General features: G+C 71.3%; 10 protein-coding genes. 8 read left to right on the top strand and 2 right to left on the bottom strand.

Annotation, left to right across the window (positions count from 1 at the left end):
* Positions 1-658: 658 nt before the first annotated feature.
* Positions 659-2,353 carry a protein kinase gene (locus tag AB0395_RS34750; protein WP_366288250.1) on the top strand — a complete coding sequence of 565 codons (1,695 nt, stop codon included), beginning with the start codon at positions 659-661 and terminating at the stop codon, positions 2,351-2,353.
* A 124-nt stretch (positions 2,354-2,477) separates the two neighbouring features.
* A complete protein-coding gene (gene gndA / locus AB0395_RS34745; protein ID WP_366288249.1) occupies positions 2,478-3,908 on the top strand; it encodes an NADP-dependent phosphogluconate dehydrogenase in 1,431 nt (476 codons plus the stop codon).
* A gap of 237 nt (positions 3,909-4,145) precedes the next feature.
* On the opposite strand, the gene AB0395_RS34740 is transcribed toward gndA, so the two are convergent.
* Positions 4,146-4,748 carry a helix-turn-helix domain-containing protein gene (locus AB0395_RS34740; protein ID WP_366288248.1) on the bottom strand — a complete coding sequence of 201 codons (603 nt, stop codon included), beginning with the start codon at positions 4,746-4,748 and terminating at the stop codon, positions 4,146-4,148.
* A gap of 69 nt (positions 4,749-4,817) precedes the next feature.
* On the opposite strand from AB0395_RS34740, the gene AB0395_RS34735 reads away from it, so the two are divergent.
* From AB0395_RS34735 to AB0395_RS34715, 5 genes are all read left to right on the top strand, one after another.
* The gene (locus AB0395_RS34735; RefSeq protein WP_366288247.1) at positions 4,818-6,848 is read left to right on the top strand and encodes an AAA family ATPase; all 2,031 of its coding nucleotides are present in this window, start codon (positions 4,818-4,820) and stop codon (positions 6,846-6,848) included.
* A 173-nt stretch (positions 6,849-7,021) separates the two neighbouring features.
* Positions 7,022-7,801, top strand: coding sequence for a hypothetical protein (locus AB0395_RS34730; protein WP_366288246.1), 780 nt, complete (start codon positions 7,022-7,024; stop codon positions 7,799-7,801).
* Positions 7,798-8,901 carry a hypothetical protein gene (locus AB0395_RS34725; RefSeq protein ID WP_366288245.1) on the top strand — a complete coding sequence of 368 codons (1,104 nt, stop codon included), beginning with the start codon at positions 7,798-7,800 and terminating at the stop codon, positions 8,899-8,901. The genes AB0395_RS34730 and AB0395_RS34725 overlap by 4 nt, the downstream gene beginning before the upstream one ends.
* Positions 8,898-10,367 (top strand): hypothetical protein, encoded by a 1,470-nt coding sequence (locus AB0395_RS34720; RefSeq protein ID WP_366288244.1) that lies wholly within the window; start codon positions 8,898-8,900, stop codon positions 10,365-10,367. Before AB0395_RS34725 ends, AB0395_RS34720 begins: the two co-directional genes overlap by 4 nt.
* 37 nt (positions 10,368-10,404) lie before the next feature.
* On the top strand, positions 10,405-11,697 hold the full coding sequence (locus tag AB0395_RS34715; RefSeq protein WP_366288243.1) for an AAA family ATPase: 1,293 nt from the start codon (positions 10,405-10,407) through the stop codon (positions 11,695-11,697).
* 28 nt (positions 11,698-11,725) lie between these two features.
* Here AB0395_RS34715 and AB0395_RS34710 read toward each other — a convergent pair whose 3' ends face one another.
* On the bottom strand, positions 11,726-12,592 hold the full coding sequence (locus AB0395_RS34710; RefSeq protein ID WP_366288242.1) for a helix-turn-helix transcriptional regulator: 867 nt from the start codon (positions 12,590-12,592) through the stop codon (positions 11,726-11,728).
* 102 nt (positions 12,593-12,694) lie between these two features.
* Between AB0395_RS34710 and AB0395_RS34705 the strand changes: the two genes are divergently transcribed.
* Positions 12,695-14,074 (top strand): MFS transporter, encoded by a 1,380-nt coding sequence (locus AB0395_RS34705; protein WP_366288241.1) that lies wholly within the window; start codon positions 12,695-12,697, stop codon positions 14,072-14,074.
* Positions 14,075-14,177 lie beyond the last annotated feature (103 nt).

Genomic DNA, 14,177 nt, shown 5'->3' with positions numbered 1-14,177 from the left:
CCACACATCGTGTGGTTGGGACGGGTTGTGCTTCATGCACTGGCTTTTAACACACTGTTGAGTTCTCAAGAAACGGACGCGTTCACCATCCGCCCAAACTTTTCTGTCCGGAGCTTCCGGGGCGTTTCGTTTCGTTCATTTCGTTGTGTCTTTATTCTTTCAGACCCGCTTTTTCGTGTCAAACCGATCCGGGCGGATCCATTTGATTCGATCTAGCTTGTCTGAGGGGAATTCAGACCGCCCCGTCTCCGGAGCAACCCTTCCAATTTACTCTGACATTCGATCCACGTCGAATCGAACCTGGCCGGGGCAGAAAGCCTCGACCTGGCGAGTTGATCAGAAGGGGGTCCCGAGGCCTTGGCGATCTCCGCCAACCCCCTCGGGCCTGTGAACTCTATGGACCTCGCCCTCCATCGTCAAATCGCGGAAGTGCCCCCACACGCGGGCGGAACGCACGGGAAGCGGGGCCAGAGCGCTCGTCTCCGTCGTCCCGGCGACACGGGACCGTTCCTTCTCACTACGAGCTCACTACGCACTCACCATGACTCCCTTCCCGAGGTCCCGCACGGCCGGTCACCTCTCCCCTGGCCGAGGGCCCGCGCAACCGGGACGAACGCAAAATTCCGGTAATCTGCCCGTCGTCGTCAGGAGGTGGCAGATGGCTGAAGCGGGCGCCTTATCGGTACCGGGCTACGAGGTGTCCGGCGTGCTCGGCCAGGGCGGTTTCGGGATCGTCTACCGGGCCAAGCAACTGGCGGTCGACCGGGAGGTCGCGCTCAAGGTCGACAACCGTGTGCTGATCTCCGAACGTGACCGGCGCCGTTTCATGCGGGAGGTCACCTCCGCGGGCGCTCTCTCCGGACACCCACACGTCGCCCACGTCTACGACGCCGGAGTGCTCGCGGACGGCAGGCCGTACATGGTGCTGGAGCTGTGTCCCGGCGGGTCGCTGCTGGACCGGATGCGCTCCGAGGGGCCGCTGCCGCCCGCCGAGGTGGCCGACATCGGCATCCGCATCGCCGACGCCCTGGCCGCGGCCCACGCGGCGGGAGTGCTGCACCGTGACATCAAACCGGCCAACATTCTGATCAACCGGTACGGCAACGTGGTGCTGTCCGACTTCGGCCTGGCGACCATGCCGTCCTCCGGTGGCGAGGCCTCGGTGACCCGCGAGTCACTCACCCCCGCCTACGCGCCGCCGGAGGCGTTCGACCTGATCGAACCCGCGGCAGCGGGAGACGTCTACTCCCTGGCCGCCACCCTCTACGCACTGCTGTCAGGCCGCCCGCCCCGGTTCCCCGAGAGCGGAGTGGTCAATATCGCCGTCATCATGGCGCTGCACCGACTGCCGATTCCGGAGATCCCCGGTGTGCCGTCCGAGTTGACTACTGTGCTCCGTCACGCCATGGACAGCGACCCCGCGCGGCGCACCCCCTCCGTCGCGGCCCTGCGGGACGCCCTCACCGATCTGCATCTGGACCGGGGCGCCCGAGGGTCCAGGCCGATCCCGCCGCGCCCCGTCTCCTTACCTGCCCCTGCTTCTTCCCCTGGGCCTGCTGCCACTCCTCAGCCGCCCTTCGCCCAGGGGACCCAAGGGCCTGCGCCTTTCGTCTCAGGTCCCCGCCCGGGTTCCATGCCCTTCCCGGGCGGGCCCTCGCCGTACGGCATGCCTCCGGCTCACCCCGCGGCGGGCAAGGAGGCGATGCGCGCGCACCTGACCTCGCCCGGTCTGCAGGGGCTCGGGACCACCCAGTCACCGGCGAAGGACGTGGCGCCCCCCTCCGGCACCTCGAACACCCGGGTGTTCGTCGCGGTGGCCGTGGCCTTCGCGATCCTGCTGCTGGCAGGCGTCGGCCTGATGATCATGGAGAACTTCGGCCAGGGCGCGTCTCTCAGCGGTCAGCCGGACACCGCGGGAGTTCAGGGGGCGAAGGCCGGAGTGGCGACGGTCACCTCGGGATGCCCTGCGGCGGCGGTCGCCGGCGCCCAGGCCTCGTGCGTGGAGAAGGGCGAGTGCTGGGGCGGGCTCGTCGTGATCGCGGGCGACGCGGCGGCGCGGTCCATCCCGTGCGGGGAGCCGCACGCGTGGGAGACGTTCGCGATCGCCACGCTGCCGAACGGCCTCACGTACGACACGACGGTCGTGGAACGGAACCCGGTGGTGAAGAAGACCTGCGCGTCGTGGGTCATGCTGGCCTCCCGGCGTGGCGCCGCCCTCAAGATCCCCCCGGCGAAGTGGCAGACCACGGTCCTGCCGCCCTCGAAGGACGAGTTCGCCTCGGGTGCGCGGACCTACCGTTGTCTCGGGGGCGTCCTGGGCACGGATCGCGCAGGGGCCTCCTTCCGTCCCTGAGTCGGCTGCGGTCTCGCGCGTGCCCCGTGCTGGACCGGCAACATGCCCGCGCGGACCTCGGCGGGCACGTCGACGGTGAGGCAGTGCAAACTGACATCCTTGAACGCGAAGGGGGTGTCACAACATGACTCAGGCGCAGATAGGTGTGACGGGTTTGGCGGTGATGGGGGCGAATCTCGCCCGCAACCTCGCCAGGCACGGGCACACGGTGGCGGTGCACAACAGGTCGCAGTCACGGACCAAGTCGTTGGTCGAGGAACACGGGCACGAGGGGACCTTCGTCGCCTGTGAGACTCCGGAGGAGTTCGTCGCGGCGCTGGAGCGTCCTCGCCGCGTCATCATCATGGTCAAGGCCGGGGCGCCGACGGACGCGGTGATCGAGGAGTTCGCCCCGCTGCTCGAACCGGGTGACATGCTCGTGGATGGAGGGAACGCGCACTTCCTCGACACCCGTAGGCGGGAGGCGGCACTGCGGGAGCGGGGAATCCACTTCGTCGGCGCCGGTGTCTCCGGCGGCGAAGAGGGCGCGCTGCTCGGGCCAAGCATCATGCCGGGCGGTTCCGAGGAGTCGTACGCGGCGCTCGGCCCGCTGCTCGAGGACATCGCGGCGAAGGTCGACGGCGTGCCGTGCTGCACGCACATCGGCCCCGACGGTGCCGGTCATTTCGTCAAGATGGTGCACAACGGCATCGAGTACGCCGACATGCAGCTGATCGCCGAAGCGTACGACCTGCTCAGGCAGGGGCTCGGGTTGGACCCGGCGCAGCTCGCCGACATCTTCGACGAGTGGAACCGGGGCGAGCTGTCCTCCTACCTCATCGAGATCACCGCCGAGGTGCTCCGGCAGGTGGACGCCGCGACCGGCAGGCCGCTGGTGGACGTGATCGCCGACCGGGCCGAGCAGAAGGGCACCGGGCGGTGGACGGTGCAGATCGCGCTGGACCTGGGCGTTCCGGTGAGCGGCATCGCGGAGGCCGTGTTCGCCCGCTCCGTCTCCGGTCACGTCGGCCTGCGGGAGGCCGCCCGCGGTCTGCCCGGTCCGGCGGGCGTGCCCGCGGGACCGGTCGGCGAGAGCTTCGTCGAGGATGTGCGGCGGGCGCTGTACGCGTCGAAGATCATCGCCTACGCCCAGGGGTTCGACCAGATCAACGCCGGAAGCGCCGAGTACGGCTGGGACGTCGACCCGGGCGCGCTGGCCACGATCTGGCGTGGCGGCTGCATCATCAGGGCGGTCTTCCTCGACCGCATCCGCGAGGCCTACGCGGCGGAGACCCCGCCGGTGACCCTGCTGACCGCGCCGCTCTTCGTCGAGGCGCTGGGGCTCGCGCAGGATTCGTGGCGGCGGGTCGTGGCGAAGGCGGCCGAGCTGGGCATCCCCGCACCGGGTTTCTCGACCGCGCTGGCCTACTACGACTCGCTGCGTGCCGAGCGTCTGCCCGCCGCGCTGATCCAGGGGCAGCGGGACTTCTTCGGCGCGCACACCTACCAGCGGACGGACCGGGAGGGGAGCTTCCACACCCTGTGGTCCGGCGACCGCTCCGAGATCGGCGGCTGAGCGGCTGATCCCGCCCCTTCGGGGGACGTCTTCACGTGCCGGGGGGTGCCGCGAGCGCGGCGCCCTCCGGCACGCGCTTCCCGTCGGGCTCCTGATGGCCGCCCACCTCCGGCCACGGCCGGACGCCCCGGGCGCCCCACCTCCTCGTCCGTGAACACCCGTGCCGTCGGCGAGGCCCCGTGGAATCCCCCGGCCAGAAAGCCCGTCCAGGGGTGTCCGCCTGATTTCCATCCGGTTCTACGGCGACTCCAGCAGGGCGAACGCGCGGTCGGCGGCGGCGACCGCCGACGGGTGGACCTCGTCGGCCGTCTCCCCCTTGGCGAGTCTCGCCCAGTTCCTCCGGGCCAGCACCCGTTGTACGGCGAGCACCTGGGCGGCGACGAGCCGCGCGGTCAGCTCGTCCGTGCTCTCCCCGAGAGCCTCCGCGAGCGCCTCCTCGTCCACGGCCATGTAGTGGGAGACCCTGGCCGCCAGGCTGGGGGTTGAGAAGACCATCTGGTGGTAGGCGAGCACCGTCTTGTCGTCGTTGAGCCCCGTCACGGGGTCGCGCCGCTCCAGTCCCGCCAGGAAGTGGCGGTGGAGGGCGGCCAGTGGTGTCTCGTCCTGGCTGCGTCGCCGTACGACCCCGGCCGCTTCGCCCTGGTGGTCGGAGATCCGGTGCAGGACGAGGTCCTCCTTCGCCGCGAAGTACTTGAACAGCGTCGGCTTCGAGATCCCGGCGGACGCCGCGACCTCGGCGACGGACACCTCGTCGAACCCTCGCTCAAGGAACAGGGTGATCGCCGCTGTGGAGATCGCGTCGTGGACCTGCTGCCTTTTGCGCTCCCGGAGTCCTGTCACCCGTTCAACCTAACAGAAGCACAACCGGGTTAATATCTTAACTCGGTTAACTTTTAGGGGTGATGCTTGGTGACCGGGACGGGACTCGACGCGGAACTGGCCTACCTGGACGCGTGCAGGGCGGCCCTGCGCCGGATGCTCGACGGCGCACACCTCAACGTCGTCGTCGGCGAGCACGTGGCGGGTGACCGCTACAGCGCGGAGAGACTGGGACGCCATCTCAAGAGCCTCGCGAAGGAGTTGAGCGAGGAGCCGGAGGGGCCCGCGTTCTTCGGCCGTCTCGACTTCGGCGCGGGCCCGGACGCGGGCGACCACCGGGGACAGCGGTACTACATAGGACGACGGCACATCTCGGGCGGGACGGGGCGGCAGCCGCTGGTGATCGACTGGCGCGCACCGGTCGCCAGGGTGTTCTACCGGGCCGACGCCCATGACTCCTGCGGCGTCGCGGTACGCCGCCGTTTCGGCTGGTCGGGGAACACCATCCTGACGGGCTTCGAGGACGAGCGTCTCGGCGACGGCGGGGTTCCCGGCCCGGCGAGCCGGATCGTCGCCGAGGAGATCGAGCGGCCCCGTGTCGGCCCGATGCGTGACATCGTCGCCACCATCCAGCCCGAGCAGGACGAGCTGGTCCGCGCCGAGCTCGGGGAGTCCATCTGCGTCCAGGGGGCGCCGGGCACAGGCAAGACCGCCGTCGGGCTGCACCGCGCCGCCTACCTGCTCTACACCCACAGGCAGCGGCTCTCCAGAAACGGGGTGCTGATCCTCGGCCCCAACCAGGCGTTCCTCGGTTACATCTCCGCCGTTCTCCCGGCGCTCGGCGAGGTCGACGTCGAGCAGACGACCCTGGAGCGGCTGCTGACGCGAGAGCCGCCGCGCGGCACGGACAGCGAGACGGCCGCGACGGTGAAGCACGACGCCCGGATGGCGCAGGTGCTGCGCAGGGCGCTCTACGGGCGGATCGGCCGCCCCTCCGGCCCGCTCACCGTGCCCGAGGGCGCCCACCGCTGGCGGGTTCACGGGGAGGAGCTGTACCGCATCGTGGACGACGCCGCGCGGGAGGCAACGCCGTACGGGATCGGGCGCGACCGCGTGCTGTCGCGCGTCGTCGGCGTCATACGAGGGCAGGCGGAGATGCGCGGCTGGACCGCCGACGCGGCATGGACCAGGAGGACGAGCAGGGCGGTCAGGCAGTTCCTGGACACGGTGTGGCCCGTGGCACGGCCGCAGGAGGTCGTGGCGGAGCTGCTCGGCGACCCGGCCTCGCTGGCCAGGGCAGCGGACGGGATCCTCACCCCCGACGAGCAGTCGGCGATCCTGTGGGCGCGGCCTCCGCGTTCGTTCAGGAGCGCCAGGTGGTCGGCGGCGGACGCCGTGCTCATCGACGAGGTCGCGGGCCTCGTCGAACGGCCTCGAGGGTACGGTCACGTCATCGTCGACGAGGCGCAGGACCTGTCGGCCATGCAGTGCCGGGTCATCGCGCGCAGGAGCGAGCACGGCTCGATCACCGTGCTCGGCGACCTGGCGCAGGGCACCACTCCGTGGGCGGCGATGGGCTGGCCCGAGCAGCTCGCCGACCTCGGCAAGCCCGAGGCGGAGCTGGTGGTCCTGACGACCGGTTTCCGGGTGCCGGGGGCCGTTGTCACGCTCGCCAACCGGCTGCTTGAGAGGCTGGCGGTCGACGTACCCAGGACGCGCTCGTTCCGGAGCGACGGGCGGCTCAGGATCAGCGAGGCGCCCGATCTCCTCACGGCGGTGGTCGACGCGGTGCGCGACGCCCTCGGCCACGACGGCTCGATCGCGGTGATGGCCGCGGACGACGCCCTCGAGGCACTGGCCGGAGCGCTCAGGGCCGCGGGCGTCGAGGTCGCCGTGCTCGGCGAGGAATCCGCGGACACCCGCGTCACCGCCGTGCCCGCGACGATGGCCAAGGGGCTGGAGTACGACCACGTGGTCGTGGCCGAGCCCGCCGCCATCGCAGAGGCGGAGTCCAGGGGCCTGAACCGGCTCTACGTCGTGCTCACCAGGGCCGTCTCCCGGCTGGACGTGGTGCACTCCCGCCCGCTGCCCGCCGGGATCGGCCTTCCTGGAGGCGCATGACAGCGGAAGGACGGCACGGGAGGCTAATTCCGGCGCGGACAACCGGAATGAATGACCAAATAGTGCGATAAATACCCCTTTCATCCGGTATCACCACGCGACACAACGGCCTCAATACTGGAATTCGCTGGAATTCAGGGGAGACTGGTGGAACTCCTGTTACGCTCCGTGCCGTGAGTGAATCACTGGACGCGCTGGAGCGGCGAATAACCGAGCTCCGCGCCGAGGTGCGGCGCGCGGTGAAGGCGAAGGAGAACTCGCTGGCCCGGTCGCTACGGGGGGACCTGCGCAGGGCCGAGCAGGCCTGGGACCAGGCGATCTCCGCCGAGGAGCCGGAACGGCCCTCGCGCGAGCCGGAGACCTCGCTGCTGCCCATCAGGGAGCAGGTGCACCAGGCGCTCGCCCTGCTGGGCGTTCCGGCCGCCGCCAAGCTGATCGTGGCGGTGAACGACGCGTTCTTCTCCCGCGCGCTGCGCGGCCCCCAGCTCACCAGTCTCCGCAGGGACGAGGAACGTTCCTTCCGCAGCGACCCGTACGCCCGCCCCTACTACCTGTGCGCCGCGCTGACCGACCGCCTCTCTCCCGTCAGGGGGCTGCTCGCCGACAGCACCTGGGAGCAGGAGCGGCGGGTGCTCGGGCCGCTGAGCCCGCGCGTGGACTTCCTCACCTCGACCATGCGCGTCGCCGAGCACCTCGCCCGCCTCTCCGACCCTCCACAGGGCGCGCTGCGGCTGCTGTCGAGGATGGCGCAGAACATCCCCGGCGCCGTCCAGGGCTTCGCGCCCGCGGATCCGGCGACCGCGATCCGCGCGGCGCACGCCGAGCTGGAAGTACACCGCGCGGCGGACGCCGCGCAGCGGGCCGAGGTCGCGGCGCGGGCGGGCAGGCAGCTGCCCGACGTCGAGCGCCTGTTCGGCGCCGCCGCCATGAACACTCTGAGGGGGGCAAGTTGAACGGCAGGCTGAACGAACTGCGCGGGCCCGTGCCGTCGCGCCCGCACGACGCCCGCGCCATCGCGGCGCTGGCCGCCAACCCCGGCTGCGCCCGCAGAGCGCTGCTGGACGCGGCGGGCGTCGACAAGGACAGTACGGCCAGGCACCTGGGCTTCCCCGCCCCGTTCGGCCAGTCCCAGTTCGCGATCACCCGGGGAAACGTGTTCGAGGCGCTGGTGAAGGAGAACGGCTGCGCCGAACTGCTGCGGCTGCTGCGCGAGCTGCTCGGGCTGCCCGTCGCCCAGGTCGGCTACCAGGACGTGGAGAGCGTCGGCGCCCATCTGCGTCACTCCCACACCAGGGCGCTAATCGACAGGGCCGTCCGGGAGGGCGAGGACAACGCGGTCTTCTACGACCATCCGCTGCTCAGCCTGGAGATCGCCGGGCACACCTGCTACCTGGAGCCGGACGTGGTCGCCTTCCAGCTCGGCGGGCGCTTCCACATCGTGGAGATCAAGTCGTTCGGCGTGATCGACGGGCAGGCCGAGCCGCAGAAGGTCGCCGCCGCGGCCAGGCAGGCCGCGGTCTACGTGCTGGCGCTGCGCGAGCTGCTGGCCGGCCTGGGACACTCCCCTGAGCTGGTCTCCCACGACGTGGTGCTGGTCTGCCCGGAGAACTTCGCCAACCGGCCTACGGCGACGCTGGTCGACGTGCGCAAGCAGCTCGCGGTGCTCAGGCGGCAGCTCGCCCGGATGACCCGGGTCGACCGCCTGCTCGACGGGATCCCCGAGGGGCTCACCTTCGACCTCGCCCCCGACTGCGATGGCGTGCCGACCCGCTCGGCGCGGGAACTGGCCGAGGCGCTGTGCCAGGTGCCCGCCCGGTACGCGCCCGACTGTCTGTCCACCTGCGACATGTGCATGTTCTGCCGCGACGAGGCCAGGGAGAACGGTTCGACCGACCTGCTCGGCCGTCAGGTACGCGACGAGCTGGGCGGCGTCTCCGGCATGGCGGAGGCGCTCGGCCTCGCGGAGGGCACTCTGGAGCCCGCGGAGGGCCAGGAGGAAATCGCCCGTCTGCTCCGCATGGCGGACCGGCTGCGCGAGGAGTGCCTGCGATGAGCGCGCTGACGGCGCTGGCGCAGCTGCGCGCCATCCGGGACGGGGTCGCGCAGCCGATCACCACGGTCAGGCACTGCCATCTGGCCCCGCATCCGATGGTGTTCATCCCGCTCAGGCTCGCCGGCGAGGCCGCGGCCCCCCTGGCCGCCATGGTCGGCACCGATCCCGGCCATCCCCGGCTGCTCGTGGTGCCGCAGCCGCGTAACCGGGACCTGCGGTTCACCTTCGCGGCCGAGCTGGCCGAGGTGGTGCTGCCGTACGTGGAGGGGTTCGGCAAGGCCACCGAGACCGTCGAGAGAAAAGGCGCGGAGCCGTACGAACGGTGCCTCGACGCCCCGCAGATCCTGGTGCCGAACCGGCAGGCGGTGGCCTTCCTTGGGCTGCTCGGCCGTTCGACCCGGTTCCGCAGGGCCGACGGGCCCTATCCGGTGCACCCGTCAGTGCCGCTGCTCGGCCGATGGCTGACCTACTTCGCCGACAGGTCGCAGCAGCCAGGCTCCTGCCTGCTGCTCGCGGCGACCGAGACACTCGGCCTGCACTGGGCGACCGGGCAGAGCGGCCTCGAGGACGCAAACCTGGCCGCGCTGCTCGGATGGATCGCCCCTCCTGCGGGGATGACCGGCCCCCGGGCAGCGGAGGAGGCTGAGGATCCGCTGCTGTGGCCGCCCGCGGGGCCCGCGACCGACCCGGGCTTCGACAACGAGGTGCTCGCCCCCGCCGTGAACGCCTACGAGGAGGCCCCGACCGAGCGCGCCGTCGAGCGCGTGACCCAGGCGCTGCGCACCCAGCTCGAACCGACGTGGCGGCTGATGTGGCGAGCCGTCGAGCTGCTGCGCGCGCTGCCCGAGGGGGCGCGGGTTCGGGACCGCTGGGACGTCGACCGGGGATCGTTCAGCCGGTTCGTCGAGCGGATGGCCGAGGGCGGGCCGCCGCAGGCGCGCAGGGACGGCGCGGTCGGCGCCGCGGCGCGGCTCGCGGGCCTCGAAAGAGCGCGGGCGAGCTACGACGTGCAGCGAGCCTACGACGATCCGCTGGTCATGGCCGAGTATCGGCTGACCGGCGAGGCGTTCGCCGGGACGATCACGTCCGCCGACCCAGAGCACACCGAGGGAGAGGGCCGCTCGCGCAAGCTCAGGCCGCTGATCACGGTCAAGACCGCCGACCCGGTACGGCTGGCGCCGGGCACCACGGTCGGCAGCCCGGAGCGGCGCGGGCACGCCGCCGAGATCGTCGAGATCACCGGCGGCGAGGTCACCCTGAAGATCACCAAGGGGATGGGCAGAGGCAGGACGCCCGCACCGGGCTCGGTTCCCGAGCTCGGCGAGCGGGTCGCCTACACCTCGCTGACCGACGACTTCCAGTCCTCGGCCGCGCTCCCCGACCCCGAGTTGACGCCGTGGACGCACGGCGGCCCACCGCAGGAGTACGTGCCGAGCGACGAGGACGCGCAGGAGGAGTGGTCGTGAACGTGCACCGGGAGGCGCGCCGCGCGGGAGCGCCCGCGTGACGCCGCAGCAGGAGGCGGCGGCCGTCGTCGACGCGGTCCTGGCCGACCTTCCCCGCAACCGGGGCGTGGTCGTCGACTCCCCGCCGGGAGCGGGCAAGTCCACCCTGGTGGTCAGGGCGGCCGCGCACATCGCCGAGACGGGCGAGCCGCTGATGATCGTCGCGCAGACCAACGAGCAGGTGGACGACCTGGTCGACCGGCTGGCGACCGGGCATCCCGACCTCACGATCGGCCGCCTGTCGGCGAGCGGTTACGTCACGCCCGCCCGTGTCCTCGGTCACCCCAACGTCTCGGTCGCGGGCAAGCTGCCCGACCTGGGCGACCCGGCGGTGGTGATCGCCACCGCGGACAAGTGGGCCTGGGTCGGCGACAGGACCTGGCCGTGGGCGATCGTGGACGAGGCCTACCAGATGCGTTCGGACAAGCTGCTGCGCATCGCCTCGCTGTTCGAGCGGTCGCTGTTCGTCGGCGACCCCGGCCAGCTCGACCCGTTCTCGATCGTGGACGGCGAGCGCTGGGCGGGCCTGTCCTGGGACCCGGTGCAGAGCGCGGTCTCCGTGCTGTTGCGGCACAATCCCGACCTGCCGGTGCACCGGCTGCCGGTCTCCTGGCGACTGCCCGCCTCGGCGGCGCCGGTGGTCTCCGAGGCGTTCTACCCGTTCACCGGGTTCAAGGCGGGGACCGGACACGCCGAGCGGTCGCTGGAGCTGACTGTGAACGGCATGCGCACCTCCTATGACCGGGCCCTCGAGGAGGCGGCCGCCTCGGGCTGGGCGCTGTACGAGCTGCCGAGCCGCCACACCGTGCGCACGGACGCTGAGGCCGTGCAGGCGGTCGCGGTGCTGGCGGTACGGCTGCTGCAGCGGGCGCCCGTCGCGCACTCGGAGCGCGGCAGCCATCGGGTGACGGCCGACCGGATCGCCATTGGCGCCGCGCACCGCGACCAGGTCGCCGCGATCCGCGCCGCCGGGGTGCCCGAGGAGATCACGGTGGACACCGCGAACCGGCTCCAGGGACGGGAGTACGACGTGACGATCGTGCTCCATCCGCTGTCCGGACGCCGTGACGCCACCGCCTTCCACCTGGAGTCGGGACGACTGTGCGTGCTGGCCTCACGGCACCGGCACGCCTGTGTCGTGGTCGCCAGGGCGGGCATCCCCGAGCTGCTGGACGCCCATCCCTCCGCCGAGCCGGTCCAGCTCGGCGTGCCGGTGAAGTTCCCCGACGGCTGGGAGGCCAACCAGGCCGTGCTGGCCCACCTGTCGAAGCACCGGGTCACGGCCCACTGAGAGAGGCTCCCGCTCCCGCGGGCGCGGGTCAGTGGCTGTGGACGGGCATCGGCGTGACCTTGGGGCGCGTCCTGATCCAGGCGATGCGCTCCCGGCTCTCGTCGTCGAGCGGCGTGTAGACGACCATCCGCGTGTCCGGCGGTGACGCCAGAGCCATGCTCGTGGAGATCGTGCGCACCTGCCCGATCTCGGAGTGCCGGAAGATCTTCATGCGGCTTCCCGGCCTGGCCACGTCGTGCGCCGCCCACATCCGGGCGAACTCCGGGCTCGCGGCCGACAGCCTGCGGACGAAGTCGGTCCAGGACGGCTCGCCGAGATGCCGCCCGAAGCCCGCCCGCAGGGTCGCCACCATCTGTGGCAGTTCGTCCTCCCGGTTGACCACCGGGCTGCAGCAGTTGCGGGTGACGAAGATCTGCCAGAGCGCGTTGCGGGTCGTGAGAGGCTGCAGGGTCATGTTGGGAAACAGCGCGTTGTAGGTCTGGTTCCAGGCCAGCAGGTCGTAACGACCGTTGTAGACCGCCGCGGGCAGCGGGTTGAGGTGCTCGAGGATGCCCTGGGTCTCCGGTTCGAGGCCGCCGCAGGTGTCCGGCTCCGGTACGGCGGGCACGTCGGCGAGCCGGTAGAGGTGCTCGCGCTCCGCCGCGTCCAGGCCAAAGGTGCGGGAGATTGCGTCGAGCACCTGCACGCTGGCGTTGATCGGCCTGCCCTGCTCCAGCCAGGTGTACCAGGTGACGCCGACCCCGGCGAGCAGAGCGACCTCCTCGCGCCGCAACCCCGGGGTACGGCGGCGCAGCCCCGGGGGCAGGCCGACGTCGTCGGGGGTCAAACGGTCGCGACGACTGCGCAGGAATGAGGCGAGCTCCGTCCTACGGGCACGCGGCTGGATCACGGTCACTCCCCCATGCTGGCCGACGCCGAGGCCGTCTGCCAGGTGCTGCCGGTACCAGGATCAGCAGACTCTCGTTACCGGTATCGGCGTGGCCCCACAGTCTTTCTCATGACCGCGCTACCGACCACCGAGGCCCCCGCGGCTCCGGTGGCTCCTCCTCGTGTCCCCTGGCTGCTGACGGTGATTCTGACCGGGCAGTTCATGGCGATCCTGGACGTCTCCATCGTCAACGTCGCCTCTCCGGTGATCCGTTCCGACCTGGGCGCGTCTGGCTCAGGACTCCAGATGATCATTTCCGGATACACCATCGCCTACGCGATGCTGCTGATCACCGGTGCCCGCCTCGGCGGCCGTTACGGCGGGCGCCGTCTGTTCCTCTACGGCCTTGCCGGGTTCACCGCCGCCTCCCTTGCCTGTGGCCTGGCCGTCTCGGCCGAGCAGCTCATCGCCTTCCGACTCCTCCAGGGCGCGGGAGCCGCCCTGATGGTGCCCCAGGTGCTGAGCATGATCCAGACGAACTTCGAAGGAGCCGCGCGGGCCCGTGCGCTCAGCCTGTACGCCACGGTGATCTCGGGGGCCGCCGTGATCGGTCAGGTGCTGGGCGGCGTGCTGGTCTCCGCCGACCTGTTCGGCACGGCGTGGCGCCCGGTGTTCCTGGTGAACGTGCCGATCGGGCTCGGCCTGCTCGTCGTGGGCGCGAGACTGCTGCCCTCCGGCGGTCCGCAGCGCCACCGCCCCCTGGACCTGCCGGGCCTGGTCACGCTCTCGCTGGCGGTGAGCCTTCTGGTGGTTCCGCTGGTGCTGGGCCACGAGCAGGACTGGCCGCTGTGGGGCTGGCTCTCGATGGCCGCGAGCGTGGCGCTCGTGGGAGTCTTCGTGCTGGTCGAGCGGCGGGCCTCCGCCCCGCTCGTGCCGTCGCGGGTGCTCAAGGCCCGGGGTGTGATCCCCTCCGTGCTGGCCGTCTTCGGGATGATGACGGTCTACGGCGGGTTCCTGTTCAGCTTCGCCCAGTACCTGCAGGGAACGCTGGGGGACAGCCCGCTGCAGGCGGGCCTGACCTTCATCCCCAGCGCGGTGGCGTTCGCCGCGGCGAGCCTCAACTGGCGGCGGGTCCCCGAGCGGCTGAGACGGCGCATGGTCGTCGCCTCCTTCGCAGTGGCCGCGCTGGGTTACCTGGGCATGGCGGTCGCGCTGAGCGGCGGCGACCACGGCCAGCCGCTCCTGTCGATCGCCCAGGCCGTGGCCGGGTTCGGCCTGGGCGGGGTTTTCAGCCCGGTGCTCGCGATCGCGCTCACCCACGTGGCCCCCGAGGACGCCCCGGACGCCAGTGGGCTGTTCGTCATGGTGACCCAGCTCGGCCAGGTCGTCGGCGTGGCCACGCTCGGCACGCTGTACCTGAGCGGGGGGTCGATCACGAACATCGGCGTGACGCTGGCGGCCACGGTCCTGGCCGCCGGGCTCTGCTCGCTGCCGTTGCTGCGGCGGTGACCGTCCCCGGGACGCGGGTGACGGGCTTGGGAGCGTCCTGATGGGCTCGGGGTTCGGCGGACGGGTTCCGCGGGTACGGCGAGGGGGCCCGTACCCGCGGCGT

The organism is Streptosporangium sp. NPDC051023, assembly GCF_040689595.1.
GTDB lineage: Bacteria > Actinomycetota > Actinomycetes > Streptosporangiales > Streptosporangiaceae > Streptosporangium.
The sequence above is the reverse complement of the archived record's forward strand: the minus strand, read 5'-3'. Positions and strand labels throughout refer to the sequence as shown.

Bases quoted from the DNA above. Each gene is read 5' to 3' on its own strand.
- AB0395_RS34750 (WP_366288250.1), top strand. From the start codon at position 659: ATGGCTGAAGCGGGCGCCTTATCGGTACCGGGCTACGAGGTGTCCGGC.
- gndA (WP_366288249.1), top strand. From the start codon at position 2,478: ATGACTCAGGCGCAGATAGGTGTGACGGGTTTGGCGGTGATGGGGGCG.
- AB0395_RS34720 (WP_366288244.1), top strand. From the start codon at position 8,898: ATGAGCGCGCTGACGGCGCTGGCGCAGCTGCGCGCCATCCGGGACGGG.
- AB0395_RS34705 (WP_366288241.1), top strand. From the start codon at position 12,695: ATGACCGCGCTACCGACCACCGAGGCCCCCGCGGCTCCGGTGGCTCCT.